Consider the following 15,982-nt stretch of genomic DNA (forward strand, 5'->3'; position numbering starts at 1 on the left):
GCATGAGCACGGCTCTGCACGGCGCCGCGGTGAACGGAGACGTCGAGCTCGTCCGGAGGCTCCTCGCCGAGGGCGCCGACCCGAACGCGCGCGACGCGACCGAGCGGACGCCGCTCCACGTCGTCCACCTCGCACGGAACGACGAGCGCGCGCTCGAGATCGCGAAGCTGCTCGTGGCCGCCGGCGCCGATCCGCGCGCGAAGGACGGGAACCGCCTCATGCCCAGCCAGCTCGGGTACGCGAGCGACGTCGCGACGTACCTGCGAAAGGAGGCCAGGAAGAAGCCCAAGGCGGGCGCGAAGGTGGCCGAGTCGCCGGCCCGCGCGTCGCTGAAGAGCGACGTCGAGCGCCGCATCGACGACGCGTGCCGCAAGCTCTCCCGCGTGTCGGCCACGCACGATCAGGTCCAGCGGCGCAACAACACCTTGCTCTCCTTTCACTCGGGCAGGCTCGAGTTTGCGCGCATCGAGCGCGAAGAGGACGCGCTCGAGGTGCGCGACGGCGAAGGGTGGCGCGCGATCCCGCTCGCGGAGGTGCAATCGATGACCGACGACGAGCTCGGGAAGCTCGTGGCCGAGAGCCTGACCGTCGCGCGCGCGCCGCGCGTGAAGGTCGTCACCGTCGTCAAGGTGCACCCCATCCTCAAGGGCGCGCTCGAGAAGGCGACCGCCGAGGAGCGACCGGAGGAGCCGCCGCACCTCGGCGGAGAGACGCCCGTGTGCCCGTCGCGCGAAGCGGCGCTCCTCACGGCGTGGATGGCGGAGCGCGCGGTCGAGGTCTCCAAGCCCGCCGACGCCGACGCCGCGCGCGAGCTCATCGCGATGGCGCGCGCGTCGATCGACACCCCCTCGCCCCGCGCGCGCACGGGTCACGGCGAGGAGGTCAACGCCGCGGCCGGCACCCCCGAACATCGCTACGGAGCGCTCGTCGCCGCGTCTCGCGACACGCGCGGAGACTCGCCCGCGCTCCAGATCGCGCGCCGCGCGACCGGCGCCGCCGCCACGCTCTTGAAGGGCAAACACGACGTCATGTGGGTCCACGCGAAGGCCGCCGCGGTTCGCATGTTGCCGATCCTGCGCGCGGCCGGCGCTTCGGTGACGGAGCTCTTGCGCGAGCTCGATCGCCGCATCCTCGTCGCCGAGATGGTCGCCGCCGCGGCGCGCCACGCGAAGACCGCCGCTCCGCTCGACGTGACGCGCGTGCTCTGGCGCGGCCCCAATCTGTTCCTCGGGCAGCTCGCCGACGGGCAGCACGCGCTCGTCGGCAGGCTCGGGAAATCGTGGACGCTCCTCACCGGCACGCGCGACGAGATGCTCGCGTCGATCCCGGACTTCGCGTTCGAAGCCGCGACGCGCGCGGTCGCGGAGGGCTACAGCGGTCGCGCGCAGCGGGCGGCGACGGCGTAGTGGCTCGTGTACTGCTGCCGGTTGATCAAGTTCCCGTACGCCTGGACGTTGTAGTACGCCTCCTGAAACGCGTACTGGCGGATCATGACGAAGCGCTGGTCGAACACCATCGTCTCGGCGACGCCGAGCAGGTCGGCGTGACCGAACGGCCCGGCGCCGAGCGGGAAGCGGCCCGGCGCGGGGACCTCGAAGCCGCGATCGCGCGATCGACCGTCGGCCGCGAGCGCGTCCGCCGGGAGCCCCGCCGGCGTGGGCGGGAACTGGTAGTTCTTGTTGTACGAGGCGCGCTGGGCGATCTCCGCGTTGACGGCCGCGGTGTTGGTGCGCGGCGCGACGGGGTTGCCCCACGGGAAGAGACGCTCCGCCGCCGTCTCCTTGCCGCGCACCGCGAGCAGCCACTCCGCCGACGTCGGCAGGCGCCCGCCGTCGTACGCGCAGAAGGCGGCGAACATCGCCGCCGGCGTGCAGTTGAGCACCTTCACGTCGAGCTGCTCTTGCGTGTAGACGCGCGCGACGTCGCCGGCGAAGTTGCTCAGGTTCGCGGCCGAGTGCCAGTAGGTCGGCGCGCCCTGCCCGCCGACGTAGCAGCCGTTGGCCTGGCCCGCGGTCGTCCAGTACGCGCCCGGGTCGTGGCCCGTGCCGATCATCTGCACGAGCTCGGCCTCGCTCGAGGGCAGCGAGACGTTCCACGCCGCTTGCCAATTGGGCACGCGGTCGGGGTGCGCCGCCACCCACGCGCGCACGTTCGGGACGCCGCCGTTCTCGGCGCGCACCTCGTCGATGAACGCGCGCATGCGCCCCGCGGTGACGAGGTACTTGTCGACGCGGAAGTCGTGCTCGCCGGGGCGGATCGAGAGGCAGCAGTCCTCGTGCTTCGCCCCGTCTTGACCGACCTCACCCGCGCCGCACGTGTCCCCGCCGAAGTGCTGCTTGCAGCTCCGCGACGAGAGGCACACCTTCGACGGGCACGCGTCGCTCTTGCAATCGGTGTGCTTTTCGCACTTCTTGCCCACCTCGCACTTCGGCGCGTTCGCACCGCCGCAGTCGACGTCGGTCTCGTCGCCGTTCTTCACGCCGTCGGTGGGCGTCGGAGGGGCCTCCGGAGCGCAGTCGCCCTCCTTGCATTCCGGCTCTTCGGGCTTCTTCTCCGGCTCGATCGGCGAGGCGCGCCCTCCGTCGTCGGACGGCGGCGGGCTCGTGGCGCCGGGCTCCGCGTCGCTGCTCGAGCAAGCGGCGCACACCGCGACGATCGGGACGAAGGAGCGACCAGGGCGGACCATTTCCCGATGATACGGGCTCCGCATCCGATCATCGACGCCCTCGTGACAACCCGTGTAGCCTCGTCGCGCTGGGAGGTTCGACATGGCGGTCGAGGTGAGCGAGGATCTGATTCGCGCTGTCACGACGAAGGAGAAAGCCCTCTCGGACGGACGCACGCTCTCGAAGAAGGGAGCGTTCAAGAACGTCTTCAAGACCGAAGACGGGACGCTGCTCTGGGGCCAGTGCCAGGGGAGCGGGGCGAAGCCGTACGAGCTCTCGGTCGATCTCGGCGGGGACGCCCCTACCCTTCGCTGCAGCTGTCCGGTGAAGCCGCCGCCGTGCAAGCACACGCTCGGCTTCCTCGTTCACTTCCTCGAGCAAGCGCCGAAGTTCAAGGCCGCGGAGCCGCCGGCCGACCTCGTCGAGAAGCGCGCGAAGAGCGCGGTGCGCGCGGAGAAGCGCGCCGAGGCGAGCGCGAAGCCGAAGGAGGCGAACGTCGCCGCGCAGAAGAAGAAGTCGGAGGCGCAGCGGAAGGCGATCGACGATCTGCTCGAGCCGCTCCTCCTCGACGCGGTGAAGAACGGCATCGGCGCGATCGACAAGAAGCGCGCGGCGAAGCTCATCGAGCAAGCGCGCCAGCTCAACGACGCCTACCTCCCCGGCGCGGCGGAGCGGCTCCGCCGGATCGCGGCCCTCGCCGCCCCCGAGAAGCACGACGACGACGAGGACGTCTACTACCAGCTCCGCGAGCCGGGCGACGACCTGCCGGACGAAGAGCGCCATCGCTTGATGACGCGGCACGTGACGCGCCTCTGGGCGATGGTGCGGAAGGGCCGCAAGTACCTCGACGAGAAGCTCGACGAGGGCGAGTCGCAGGACGACGCCGACGCCGTCGTCGAGGAGCTCCTCGGCCGCGTGTGGAAGCTCGACGAGCTGAAGGCGAGCGGGCACGCGAAGCAGAAGCTCGAGCTCCTCGAGCTCGCCTACGAGCGCTACGACGACCACGTCCGCGACGAGCGGATCGAGCAGAGCTGGCTCCTCGATCTCGGAGACGGGACGATCTACGTCGACCGCACGTTCCGCCCGACGGACCGCATGGACAAGATGAAGGAGGGCGAGAGCTACGAGAAGCCGCTCCTCATCGCCGACGCCGCGATCTACCCGGGCTTCGTCAACAAGCGCATTCGCTGGGAGATCGGCGCGCGGAAGTCGCGCAACGTGGAGGTCGCCGACTTCGACCGCATCCACGAGCGCGCGGTCACCCTCGACGCCGCGCTCCCGAAATTCAAGGAGCAGATCAAGAACCCGCTCGCGCCGGACGACGCGGTCTTCCTCCTCCGCGTGAAGGACGTCCGCAAGACGGCGCGCGGGCTCGCGCTCGTCGACGCGAAGGGCGCGAAGCTCTCGCTCGCCGACTCGGTGCTCGCGCGCTACCGCTCGCTCGGCAACCTCGAGATGGCGGCCGGCGCCGCGCAGGACGCGAGCGGCGCGCTGAAGCAGCCCGCCTCCATGCTCGTCCGGCTCTACGTCGGGCTCGCCGACGAGGCGATCCACGGCCAGCCGCTCGCGCTCATCGTCGGAACCAACCACGTCCGCGTCGGAATGTAGGAGGTCGAATGCCCCGCGAAACCATCCGCAAGCTCTCGGACTCCACCGATCGCCTCCTCGTCGCCGGCGCGCACCTCGCGCCCGGCAACGCTGACTTGATGCGCGACAAGGAAGCGCTCGGCAAGCTCATCGCCAAGCTCGGCGCGAAGTCGCCGCCCGTCTTCGCGCGCCTGAACGAGCAGATCGACGCCGTGCTCGACGCGAAGCCGAAGGACCAAGCGAGCGAGCTCATCTCGCTCATGACCTCGATCGCCTCCGTGCGCGCCGGCCTCGCCCAGCTCGCGCCGGTCCCGGCCGAAGACGCGCCGCTCACCGCGGTCCCCGAGGTGCAGACCCCGTGCAACGCGCGCGACCTCTACGCGCTCCACGACGCGCTCGTCATGACGGGGCAAGGCCGCATGGAGAAGGTCGACGGCGCGGTCGAGCGCGGCGACGTCGCCGACCTCCGGCTCGTCCACGCCGTGATCCAGTCGATGGGCGACAGCTACATCGGCGACAAGGTCTCGGACCAGGTCGTGCCGAAGTTCGGGCGCGCCATCGTCGATCCGATCCGCGCGAAGCTCCGGTTCCCGGGGAAGAAGGTCGACGGACGAAGGCTCCGCGCCCTCGTCGCGGTCGAGCGTCATGGCGCGCAGCCGCTCGTGGAGCAAGCGGTCCGCGAAGGATCGCCCGAGATGCGCGAGGCCGCCCTCGACGCCATCGCCGATCACATGCCCGGCGTCCCGGAGCTCGAGCCGATCGCGCTCTCGATCCTCGAGAAGGAGCGCGCGGGCGACGTTCGCCGCGCCGCCGTGCGCGCGCTCGGCGGGTACAGCTCCGACGCTTCGCTCGCGATGCTGTTCGGCGCGCTCGAGGACGAGCGCACGGTCCGCCAAGCCGCGGAGGCGCTCGGCAAGTCGAAGCACGCGAAGGTCGTCGACGGCCTCATCGAGCGCCTGCAGAAGGCAGCGGCGGACGCGACGGCCAGGGTCAAGAAGGCGGACAAGGCCGCGAGCTCGCGGCAGGCGATGGCGACGAGCCAGGTGCTCGCGATCCTCGAGGCCCTCACGCGCCACGTCGACAAGCGGGTGCCGCCGATCGCGCGCGAGCTCCTCGAGGACTACCCCGCCGCGGCCGCGAGCTGTCTCATCGGCCAGGGCCGGCTCGAGGACCTGCGCCTCGTCGCCGACCTCCTCGAGGGCAAGGACGAGAGCCTCTTCCGCGTCGCCGCGCGCGCGGTGGCGAAGCTCCCTCCCGACGAGCGCTTCGATCGCTTCGTGAAGCTCCTCGAGGCGAAGGACCGCTCGAGCAAGATCGGCAAGTACCGCGTGAGTACGGTGTGGAGCTGCACCGACGAGGAGGACGAGCTCACGCCGCTCGGCGAGCGGTGGGTCAAGAAGCTGCTCGCGCTCGCGAAGGAGCCCGACGCGCCGAACGGCGTCCTCACCGCGCTCGGCCGCACGAAGGACCCTCGCGCGTACGCGCCACTCCTCGCGCGCCTCGAGAAGGATCGAGCGACGGAGGTCGTCAACGACGCCATCCACGGCCTCGCCGCGCTCGGCGACAAGCGCGCGATCGATCCCATCCTCAAGAACGTCGGCACGAACGTGATGTACACCGTGCGCCGCGCGGTCCTCGAGCTCGCGGACGAGACCACCGTAGACAAGGTCCGCACCATCTACGCGGCGCTGAAGAAGCCGGAGGCCTACGAGAACTGGCCGATCCGCAGCATGCTGCAGTACCTCGAACGGAAGTTCCCTGGACACTAGAAAGAGCGGACATGGCGAAAGCGTCAGCAGCGACGAAGACATCGGAGGCGGCCCCGGACGTCCTGCGGCAGCAGGCGGAGCTCCTGTTCGCGGCGGAGCTCGCGGCGCTCGAGAAGAACGACAAAGGCGCGCGCCCCGAGGGCTGGCGCATGTCGCCGAAGGCGGTCGAGACGTACATCCTCGGCGGCGAGGTCGCGGGGACCAAGATCACGCCGAAGTACGTCGGCAACCAGCGCCTCGTCCAGATCGCGATCACGTCCCTCGCGACCGATCGCGCGCTCCTCCTCGTCGGCGAGCCCGGCACCGCGAAGTCGTGGCTCTCCGAGCACCTCACCGCGGCGATCAGCGGCGACAGCCTCCTCCTCGTGCAAGGCACCGCCGGCACGACGGAGGAGCAGATCCGCTACTCGTGGAACTACGCGCTCCTCCTCGCCGAAGGACCGACGCCGAAGGCGCTCGTGCCGAGCCCGGTCTACCGCGCGATGGAGAGCGGGAAGATCGTCCGCTTCGAGGAGGTCACGCGCTGCCCCGCCGAGGTGCAGGACGCCCTCATCACGATCCTCTCCGAGAAGGTCCTCACCGTCCCCGAGCTCGGGGTGCACGTGCACGCGCGCCGTGGTTTCAGCCTCATCGGCACGGCGAACACGCGCGACCGCGGCGTCAACGACATGTCCGCCGCGCTGAAGCGCCGCTTCAACATCGTCGTCCTCCCGGTGCCGGAGGACCTCGACACCGAGGTCTCGATCGTGATGAAGCGCGTCGCGGAGACGGGCTCGCAGCTCAAGCTCCCGGCGCCTCCTCCCGCCGAGGTCGCGGTGCGGCGCGTCGTGCAGATCTTCCAGGAGCTCCGGAAGGGGCAGACCCTCGACGGCAAGCAGAAGATCAAGTCGCCCTCGAGCCTCCTCTCGACCGCCGAGTGCATCAGCCTCATCGGCTCCGGGATGGCGCTCGCCGGTCACTTCGGGAGCGGCAAGGTCGACGATCGCGACATCGCCGCCGGCGTCCACGCCGCGATCATGAAGGAGGACACGAAGGACCTCGCCCCGTGGACGGAGTACCTCGAGAACATCGTCAAGAAGCGCGGGAAGGAGTGGGAGCCGCTCTACACCGCCTGCCGCGAGCTCCTCGGGAGCAACGCGCCCGTCGCCGCCGCGAAGAAGAAGTAGATGGCCAAGGAGCTCGCTCCTGTCTTCGGCGTCCGCCACTTCTCGCCCGCGGCGGCGCGGCACGTGCTGCGGTTCCTCGACGAGCGAGACCCCGACGTCGTGCTCATCGAGGGCCCCTCCGACGCGACCGACCAGCTCGTCCACCTCGTCCACAAGAAGACAGAGCCTCCCGTCGCGATCCTCGCGTTCACGAAGACGCGGCCGGTGCGGTCGCTCGTCTACCCGCTCGCGGCGTACTGCGCGGAGTGGGTCGCGGCGCGCTGGGCGCTCGAGAAGAAGCGCACCGTGCGCTTCATCGATCTGCCGGCGTCGATCTTCCTCGAGCTCCGCGACGACGAGGCGGTCGACCCCGAGGTCGAGGAGGCCACCGCCGACGCGCAGCCCGATCGCTCGCGCGCCTACCTCGACGATCCGTACGAGCTCATCGCGCACGTGACGGGCGAGCACGATCACGAGACGTGGTGGGAGCGCCAGTTCGAGCACACGCACGAGGTCGACGCCTACCGCAGCGCGATCTTCGAGTTCGGCAAGGGGCTCCGCGACGTGCGGAAGGACGCGCCGCGGCGGACGGAGGAGACGCTCCTCCGCGAGGCGTACATGCGCCGCGAGATCCGCGACGCGACGGCGAAGGGGAAGAAGTCGGCCGTCGTCGTCTGCGGCGCGTACCACGCCCCGGTGCTGACGGACGATCTGCCCGCGACGACCGACGCCGAGCTCGCGAAGCTGAAGCGCGCCGACTGCGTCCTCACGCTCATGCCGTACAGCTACCTCCGGCTCTCGTCGCAGAGCGGCTACGGCGCCGGCAACCACGCGCCCTCCTACTTCGAGACCGTCTTCGACGAGGCGCGCGCGGGGACCCCCGACCGCGTGCGCGCGCGCTACCTCGCCTCCGTCGCCGACGCGCTTCGAAAGAGCGGCCAGACGCGCTCCTCCGCCGACGTGATCGAGGCGCTCCGCCTCGCAGAAGGCCTCGCCGCGCTGAACGGCAGCGCGGTCCCCACGCTCCGCGACCTCCGCGACGCCGCGATCACGCTCCTCGGTCACGGCGATCCTCGCCCGGTCGAGGCCGCGCTCCGTGCGGTCGAGATCGGGACCACGGTCGGCAGGCTCCCGCCCGGCGTGAGCCGCACCGCGCTCCAGGACGACTTCCACCAGCTCGTGAAGACGCTGAAGCTCGGCGCGTACATCGAGGACAAGGACCAGAAGCTCGAGCTCGATCTGCGCGAGGACCGCACGAAGAAGACGAAAGAAGCGGCGTTCCTCGATCGCGCGCGCTCGACGTTCCTCCATCGCCTCGCCGTCCTCGACGTCGGCTTCGCGAAGCCGCTCGCGCGCGAGCAACGCGGCACCTCGCGCGAGGTCTGGTCCGTGCGCTGGACGCCGCAGTGCGAGATCACGCTCGCGGAGAAGTCCCTCCTCGCCGACAGCGTCGAGGCCGGCGCGGCCTACGCCCTCGCGCTCGAGCTCGAGGAGGCGAAGGACACCGGCGCCGCGACCGGCACGCTCCTCCGCGCCGCGAGCTGCGAGCTCGCCGACGCGCTCTCGCTCGCGACGCGGAAGGTCCAGGAGCTCACCGTCGACGAGGCCGGCTTCCCGAGCGCGGCGGAGGCGATCGCGAACCTCTCCGACGTCGTGCGCTACGGCAACGTGCGCGACGTCGATCCGGCGCCGCTCCGCCCCGTCCTCGCGCAGCTCTACCTCCGCGCGACGCTCCTCCTCTTCGGCGCCTGTGTCTGCGCCGACGACGCGGCGAAGCTCGTACGACGCGGGATCGATCGCGTGCACGAGGTCGCGTTCCTCGGCGAGGACGACGTCGATCCCGCGCGCTGGATCGAGGAGGTGCGCCGCGTCGCGGAGAGCGACGACCGCCACGCGTTCCTCTCCGGCTACGCGACCGGCCTCCTCATCGAGCGCGGCATCCTCGACGACGACGACATCGATCGCGAGGTCGCGCGCCGGCTCTCGCCCGGGACGCACGCCGACGTCGGCGTCGGCTGGTTCGAGGGGCTCGTGCAGCGAAACCGCGCCGCGCTCTTCATGCGGAAGTCGCTCTGGGCGAGCCTCTCCGCCTACGTCGACGCGCTCGACGACGACACCTTCCGCCGCGCGCTCCTCTACCTCCGCCGCGCGTTCTCGACGTTCTCGCAGGGCGAGATCCGCCGCGTGGTCTCCGTCCTCGGCGAGGTCTGGAAGGGCGCCGGCGCGCCCGAGCTCGCCGCCCTTGTCGAGCGGCAGCTCGACGAACAGGAGATCGCCGACCTGCAAGGCGATCTCGCCGATCTGGACCTGCTCTGAAGGAGGCGCCGAATGGACCGTCTGGAACGCTTTCGGTTGATCCTCGGGAAGACGGCAGAGGAAGGGCTCCGCGCAGAGGGCGGGGGCAGCGGCCCGATCCTCGGCGGCGAGCTCGCCGAGATCGACGAGGCCCTCGGGCAGATCTACGAGGTCGATGAGGAGCGACCCGCGGAGAAGGGCGAGCGCTCGGCCGGCCTCGGTCGCTCCGCGCCGCGCCTCGCGAAGTGGCTCGGCGACATCCGGAGCTACTTCCCGACCGACGTCGTCGCCGTCATCCAGCAAGACGCGATCGAGCGGAAGGGCCTCACGCAGCTCCTCTTCGAGCCGGAGACGCTGGGCCAGGTCACGCCGAGCATCGAGCTCGTCGGGACGCTCATGTCGCTCAAGGGGATGATCCCGGAGAAGACGAAGGACACCGCGCGCCAGGTCGTACGCGCGGTCGTCGACGAGCTGATGAAGAAGCTCGAGAGCGACGTCGTCTCCGCCGTCCGCGGCGCGCTCGATCGCTCGCGCCACTCGCCGATGAAGAGCCTCCCGAACCTCGACTGGAAGCGCACGATCGGGAGCAACCTCAAGAACTACGTCGCGGAGAAGAAGACGGTCATCCCCGATCGCTTCTTCTTCTGGTCGCGGCAGATGCGGCGGAAGTCGTGGAACGTCATCGTGTGCATGGACCAGTCCGGCTCGATGGCGGAGTCGGTCGTCTACGGCGCGGTGACGGGCGCGATCCTCGCGAGCATGCCGTCGCTCGAGACGCACGTGATCGTCTTCGACACGGAGGTCGTCGACCTCACCGAGCAGAGCAGCGATCCGGTCGACCTCCTCTTCGGCGTGCAGCTCGGCGGCGGGACCGACATCAACCGCGCGGTGAAGTACTGCCAGGGCCTGATCCACGACCCACGAAAGACGCTCTTCATCCTCATCACCGACCTCTTCGAGGGAGGCAACCAGGCCGACCTCGTGCGGCGGATGGAGGCGATGGCAGAGGACGGCGTGCGCGCGGTCACGCTCCTCGCCCTCTCCGACTCGGGCGTCCCTTGCTACGACGAGCACCTCGCGAAGAAGCTCCGCGCGCTCGGCGTCCCCTGCTTCGGCTGCACCCCCCCCCTCCTGCCCGACCTCCTCTCCGGCGCGATCCGCGGCGCGAACCTGGAGCAGCTCGCCGCCCGCCTCGTGCCTCGGGCGTAGCGCGGCGATCACGCGCGCTTCAGGAAGGCGCCCGGCGTCAGTCCGACGAGGTCGCGGAAATCGGCGATGAGGTGCGACTGGTCGTAGTAGCCGGCGCCGGCGGCGATGCTCCCCCAGTCCTGCGAGGTCGCGGCCATCCGCACGGCGCGCCGCAGGCGAACGCCCCGCGCGAAGTCCTTCGGTCCGATGCCGATGCTCTCGGTGAAGGCGCGACGAAGGTGCCGCGCCGTCACGCCGAGCTGCTCCGCCACGCCCTCGACGCGAACGGCGCCCTCCTCGAGCAAGCGTGCGGCGCGCCGCGCGAGGCGCGCCGAGGACGACTCCCGGCTCCGCCCGCTACGGAGCGCGATCGCGCGGGCGACGCGGTCGATCACCTCGGGCAGGCTCCGCGCCTCGAGGAGCTCGCCGGCGAGGTCGCCGCCGGCGAGGCCCCAGAGGTCCTCGAGCGGGACGACACGATCCGTCAGCGCGCTCGCGGTCGCGCCCAGGAGCGACGCCGACCAACCCGGCTTGAACTGCACGAGGACCACCCGCGCGACGCCGCGCGGCGTCTTGAACAGCGCGCGCGTCCGCGGCCCCAGGACGGCGACGTCTCCCTCTCGACCTCCCTCGAGCACGCGAAAGACGAGGGCCGTTCGCCCGTCGGGGAGCCAATAGAACCGATCCGTTCGCTCCGTGATGACGCGGACCTCTTCGACGAAGCGCGAGAGCACGCTCGGACTCTCGCGCGTCCACCGCGATCGTTCAAGCGCGGGGAGCAAATGTCCGCTCCTTCCAATCGAAGGCGAGAGGCGAGAGCTACGAAAGCTCGTGAAAGGAACCGACCTCATGAGCCCATCGTCACCCTCCGTCGCGCTCCCGCGCGCGTTCGCGCGTGTCCTCTCGATCCATCCCGTCGTGTTGCCCGTTTCGGGTCGCCCCGCCGCGCTCGAGCTCCGTGTCTCCGCGCCGGTGACCGGCGACGGGCTGCCGATCCTCTTGCTCTCGCACGGTCACGGCCCCTCGAGCTACGTCTCGTCGCTCTACGGCTACGCGCCGCTCGCCAACTACTTCGCGGCGCGCGGCTTCGTCGTGCTCCAGCCCACGCACCTCGACTCGAATACGCTCCCGTTCCGAGGCTCCGATCACCCCGACGCGCCGCTCTTCTGGCGTTCGCGGGCCGAGGACATGACGCACGTCCTCGACGCGATCGACGCGATCGAGCGCGAGGTCCCGGCGATCGCAGGGCGGATGGACCGCAGCAAGGTCGCCGTCCTGGGGCACTCGATGGGCGGCCACACCGCGAGCGTCCTCCTCGGCGCGCGCCACCGGGCCCCGTCGGGCGGACCGCCGGTGAGCGTCGCCGAGCCGCGGATCAAGGCGGGCGTGCTCCTCGCCGCGCCCGGGCGCGGCGACGCGCTGAGCAAACACGCGGCCGAGAGCTACCCGTTCTTCGCGACGATCGACTTCTCGACGATGACGACGCCCGCGCTCGTGGTCGCCGGCGACGAGGACGTCTCGGCTCACCTCACGACCGCGGGCGCGGCGTGGTTCGCCGATCCGTACCTGCTCTCTCCCGGCGAGAAGGCGCTCGTCACGCTGTTCGGAGCCGGGCACCTGCTCGGCGGCGTCTCCGGCTACGACGTCGCGGAGACCACCGACGAGAACCCGGCCCGCGTCGCCGTCGTGCAGCTCCTGGCGTGGGCCTATCTCCGGAGCCAGCTCTTCCCCGGAGACCCGGCTTGGCAAGAAGCCCGGCACACGCTGACGAACGCGGCCGAACCGCTCGGTCGGGTGGAGTCCAAGTAGGCGCCGGCTCACGCGGCTCACGCGCGCTCAGAGCTCCAGAATCGCGCCGTCTTCGCCGACGAGACCACGGTAGATCGAATCGATGGTGAGCGTCACGCCAGCGGATGCGAGGCTGAGCGTCTGGCCGGAGGAGGCCGGGGTGTCGATCGTCCAGACCCCGTTCGTCTTCACGAATCGCTCGATCGCAGGCGCGCCGCGCGATGCCACGAGCACGTACTCAACGAGCGACGGACACGAGCGATAGTGCTCGAACTTCTTGCCGCGATCATACGCTTCGGTGCTCTCCGACAGGACCTCGATCACGAGCGTCGGGTTGGTCACCGTGTTCCTATCGCTCGGGTCACGGAGCACGCCGCCGCAGATGACGAGGGCGTCGGGATACACGACCTTCCCGCTCGGAGTTCGAACACGCAGCGCTTCGCTGAAGGTACGGCAAGGCGCAACGAGCTGAGCGACGAGAGCGTGCGTGACAGCAGCGCACACCGCCGCGTGCTCCGGCGTCCCTCCGGCCATCGCGAAGAGCTCGCCCGCATAGAACTCGTGGCGCTCCTCGCTCTGCTCCTCGATGGCGACGTACTCCTCGAACGTCAGCCGCTTGCTCGACGCAGCAGTCATGATTGGCTGAGCGTACCACTCGCCGAGAGCTCCTCGCGTGCCGCGGTCGCGAATAGATCACTGCCGCCCGCGAGGAGCATTCCGGCGCCCGATCGCCATTTCAGCAAGCGGGAGATTGGCGGCCTGGCCTGCTGCGGTCCGCCGAGCACGAACAACGTAACGGCGCCCACGACGAGCGCCGCGGCGACGACGAAGGAGACCGTCGATACCGCCGCTTGGGTGTGGGCGCTCTCGACGCCGCGGACTCGTCGCCAGCGCACTGCGGCTATATCGTCCGCATCGCGCCAACCTCCTGCCCGACCTCCTCTCCGGCGCGATCCGCGGCGCGAACCTGGAGCAGCTCGCCGCCCGCCTCGTGCCTTGGGCGTAGTCACGCGCGCGGGAGCGTGAGGACGAAGCGGGCGCCGGGGGCGTGGGCGGGATCGTAGGCGACGTCGCCGCCCTCGGCGCGCGCGATCTCGCGTGCGAGGGCGAGGCCGAGGCCTGCGCCCGCGGCGGCGGCGCGCTCGCCGGTGCCGCGCCAGAAGGGCGCGAAGAGGAGCGGCGCGTCCTCCGTCTTCACGCCCGCGCCTTCGTCCTCGACCACGATGTCGACGCGATCGTCCGCGAGCTCCGCGCGCACCGCGACGACCTTGCCGCTCGGGGTGTGGGCGATCGCGTTGTCGAGGAGGTTCCTGAGCGCGCGCGCGACCTCCTCCCGCGCGCACGCGACCGCGACGTCCTTCGCCGCGCCGGTGACGACGACCTCGACCCGCGCCGCCTCCGCGTTCCCGCGCGCCATCCGCGTCGCCTGGTCCACGACGTCGCCGAGGCGCGTCGGCTCGCGCGCGCGCTCCACGCGGCGGCCCTCGCTCCGCGCGATCGCGAGGAGGTCGTCCGCGAGCGTCACGAGCGAGACCGCGTCCGCGAGCGCGCGCTCGATCGTCTCCTTGTACTCCGGCGCGGTGCGGTCGCGGCGGAGCGCGAGTTCGAGCTCGCCGCGGAGCGAGGTGAGCGGCGAGCGCAGCTCGTGCGCCGCGCTCGAGATGAAGACGCGCTGCGACGCGACGAGCTCCTCCAGCCGCTCGATCATGTGGTCGAGGCGCTCCGCGAGGAGCCGCGTCTCCACGCTCCCCTTCGCGCGACCGCCGACGCGCGCGCCCCGCTTGCCCGCCGCGACGGCGTCCGCGACCTCGTAGATCGCCTCCACGTCGCGCACGAGCGAACGCGCGAGCGCGCGCGCGACGAGCCACGTCACGAGCGTCGCGGCGGCGAAGAGGCCCGCGAACGTGCGCACGAGGAAGCCGAGGTCCTTGTCGACGCCGGTGCGCGGCACCGCGTAGAGGAGCGTGCGCTGCGGGCCGAGCGGCACGAGCACGCCGCGGAGGTGGACCCCGCGATGGTAGAGGTCGACCGGCGTGCCCGCCGGCGCCTCCGCGTCCTCGAGCGCCGGCGCCTCGCCGAAGGAGCGCGTCACCGCGACGACGCCGCCGTCGCGCTCGTAGGTCGCGGCGTAGCGCGTCGTGAGCGAGGGCGGCTCGACGATCTCGCCGGTGCCGTCGCGCACGCGCGGATCGGCGGAGCTCCTCTCGAGCGCGGTGGCGGCGGCCTGGTTCGCCTGGAGGAGGAGCGCGTGGTCGATCTCGCGCAGCTCGTCCCGATCGACGAGCTCGTACACGATCGCGAACGACGCGACGAGCACGCTCGCCGTCACGCCGGTGAAGGCCGCGGTGAGCCGCGTCCGCAGCCTCATGGCGGCGCGACCGCGCGGTATCCGACGCCGCGCACGGTCTCGATCATCGCGTCGTGTTTGCCGAGCTTCTCGCGCAGGTTCTTCACGTGCACCTCGACCACGTTCGACGACGGGTCGAAGCTCGTCGACCAGACCTTCTGCAAGAGCTCCGAGCGGCTCACCGCGCGCCCCGCGTGCTGCACGAGGTAGACGAGGAGCGACAGCTCGCGCGAGGTGACGTCGATCGGGTGACCTCCGGCGAGCACCTTCCGCGCGACGGGATCGATCGTGAGCGGCCCGAGCCGCAGCGTCGGCCCGCCCGCGCGGCGCCCGAGCGCGCGCACGCGCGCGAGCAGCTCGCCGAGATCGAACGGCTTCGCGAGGTAGTCGTCCGCGCCGGCGTCGAGGCCGAGGATCTTCTCCCCCACCTCCGCCCGCGCGGTGAGCATCAGGATCGGTGTCTTCACCCCTCGATCGCGCGCGGCGCGGCACACCGCGATCCCGTCCGTCCCGGGCAGCATCCAGTCGAGGACGATCGCGTCGTACGACACCGCCTCGATCTGCTCGAGCGCCCGCGTCCCGTCACCGACCTGGTCGACGGCGTGCCCCTCCTCCGAGAGCGCGCGAACGAGGAAGCGCGCGACCTTCGGGTTGTCCTCGACGACCAGGAGCTTCATTCCACATCGATCGTACCTCCGCCCCCGAACGCCCCTCCGTTCATGAAGACGTCTTCACCTGCGCTTCAGCTCAGCAGGGACGGACGTTGGCGCGCGCGGCGTCGAGCGCGGCCGCATAGCGGGCGACGTACGTGCGCAGCGAGGGCGCGTCGAAGTGCACGCTGTCGCCCTCGTTGCTCACCAGGCCCGCGGCGGGAGCGACCGCCGTCAGGGGCACGCGCCCCGGCATAGGGAAGCTCCCGCAGGCAAAGACCCTCCACCTCGTCGGCGGCTCCGCGCTCGCCGTTCACTTTGGACATCGACGTTCCGACGAAGTCGCTCCTCCGCGCCGTCGGCGGCGAAGAGGCGACGGACGTCGCCGCGTCCCGCTCCCCGCGCACGACAGGCGACTGCATCACCGATGGTCGCGGCGAGGCGATCCGAGGTAAGGTCGAGGCCGCATGACGGACACGTAGGCACTCCCGTGCACCCATGGTGCCCCACCACCTCGCGCCCTGTCATCCGAACGAATGACCCCCTG

15 protein-coding genes are annotated in these 15,982 nt (G+C 71.0%); 8 read left to right on the forward strand and 7 right to left on the reverse strand.

Annotated elements, in window-relative coordinates:
- Positions 1-2: 2 nt before the first annotated feature.
- Complete coding sequence (locus tag KF837_18985) at positions 3-1,406, forward strand: ankyrin repeat domain-containing protein (GenBank protein ID MBX3229411.1); 1,404 nt, start codon at positions 3-5, stop codon at positions 1,404-1,406.
- Here KF837_18985 and KF837_18990 read toward each other — a convergent pair.
- Entirely contained in the window at positions 1,370-2,686 is a 1,317-nt protein-coding gene (locus KF837_18990) for an SUMF1/EgtB/PvdO family nonheme iron enzyme (GenBank protein MBX3229412.1), read from the reverse strand. The genes KF837_18985 and KF837_18990 overlap by 37 nt on opposite strands.
- Before the next feature lie 82 nt (positions 2,687-2,768).
- On the opposite strand from KF837_18990, the gene KF837_18995 reads away from it, so the two are divergent.
- From KF837_18995 to KF837_19015, 5 genes are read left to right on the forward strand one after another with little or no spacing between them, the layout of a single operon-like run.
- Positions 2,769-4,274 (forward strand): hypothetical protein, encoded by a 1,506-nt coding sequence (locus tag KF837_18995; GenBank protein MBX3229413.1) that lies wholly within the window; start codon positions 2,769-2,771, stop codon positions 4,272-4,274.
- Positions 4,275-4,282: 8 nt separating this feature from the next.
- The gene (locus KF837_19000) at positions 4,283-6,022 is read left to right on the forward strand and encodes a HEAT repeat domain-containing protein (GenBank protein MBX3229414.1); all 1,740 of its coding nucleotides are present in this window, start codon (positions 4,283-4,285) and stop codon (positions 6,020-6,022) included.
- A gap of 11 nt (positions 6,023-6,033) precedes the next feature.
- Entirely contained in the window at positions 6,034-7,188 is a 1,155-nt protein-coding gene (locus tag KF837_19005) for an AAA family ATPase (GenBank protein MBX3229415.1), read from the forward strand.
- Positions 7,189-9,483, forward strand: a complete 2,295-nt coding sequence (locus tag KF837_19010; protein ID MBX3229416.1) for a hypothetical protein — start codon at positions 7,189-7,191, stop codon at positions 9,481-9,483.
- Between the two features lie 12 nt (positions 9,484-9,495).
- Entirely contained in the window at positions 9,496-10,671 is a 1,176-nt protein-coding gene (locus KF837_19015; GenBank protein ID MBX3229417.1) for a VWA domain-containing protein, read from the forward strand.
- Positions 10,672-10,679: 8 nt separating this feature from the next.
- Here KF837_19015 and KF837_19020 read toward each other — a convergent pair whose 3' ends face one another.
- On the reverse strand, positions 10,680-11,501 hold the full coding sequence (locus KF837_19020; GenBank protein MBX3229418.1) for an AraC family transcriptional regulator: 822 nt from the start codon (positions 11,499-11,501) through the stop codon (positions 10,680-10,682).
- On the opposite strand from KF837_19020, the gene KF837_19025 reads away from it, so the two are divergent.
- Entirely contained in the window at positions 11,500-12,459 is a 960-nt protein-coding gene (locus KF837_19025; protein MBX3229419.1) for an alpha/beta fold hydrolase, read from the forward strand. The two genes, KF837_19020 and KF837_19025, sit on opposite strands and share 2 nt — an antisense overlap.
- Positions 12,460-12,486: 27 nt before the next feature.
- Here KF837_19025 and KF837_19030 read toward each other — a convergent pair whose 3' ends face one another.
- From KF837_19030 to KF837_19050, 5 genes are all read right to left on the reverse strand, one after another.
- On the reverse strand, positions 12,487-13,074 hold the full coding sequence (locus KF837_19030) for a Uma2 family endonuclease (protein MBX3229420.1): 588 nt from the start codon (positions 13,072-13,074) through the stop codon (positions 12,487-12,489).
- Positions 13,071-13,334, reverse strand: a complete 264-nt coding sequence (locus tag KF837_19035; protein MBX3229421.1) for a hypothetical protein — start codon at positions 13,332-13,334, stop codon at positions 13,071-13,073. The genes KF837_19030 and KF837_19035 overlap by 4 nt, the downstream gene beginning before the upstream one ends.
- 110 nt (positions 13,335-13,444) lie before the next feature.
- Positions 13,445-14,806: a HAMP domain-containing histidine kinase gene (locus tag KF837_19040; GenBank protein ID MBX3229422.1), complete on the reverse strand. Its 1,362-nt coding sequence runs from the start codon at positions 14,804-14,806 to the stop codon at positions 13,445-13,447.
- Entirely contained in the window at positions 14,803-15,462 is a 660-nt protein-coding gene (locus KF837_19045) for a response regulator transcription factor (protein ID MBX3229423.1), read from the reverse strand. The genes KF837_19040 and KF837_19045 overlap by 4 nt, the downstream gene beginning before the upstream one ends.
- A 70-nt stretch (positions 15,463-15,532) precedes the next feature.
- Positions 15,533-15,679 (reverse strand): hypothetical protein, encoded by a 147-nt coding sequence (locus tag KF837_19050; protein MBX3229424.1) that lies wholly within the window; start codon positions 15,677-15,679, stop codon positions 15,533-15,535.
- A 74-nt stretch (positions 15,680-15,753) separates the two neighbouring features.
- Here KF837_19050 and KF837_19055 point away from each other — a divergent pair, with 74 nt between their 5' ends.
- Complete coding sequence (locus tag KF837_19055) at positions 15,754-15,906, forward strand: hypothetical protein (protein ID MBX3229425.1); 153 nt, start codon at positions 15,754-15,756, stop codon at positions 15,904-15,906.
- The last annotated feature ends 76 nt before the right edge of the window (positions 15,907-15,982 follow it).

It is taken from the genome of Labilithrix sp., assembly GCA_019637155.1.
Taxonomy (GTDB): Bacteria; Myxococcota_A; Polyangia; order Polyangiales; family Polyangiaceae; genus Labilithrix.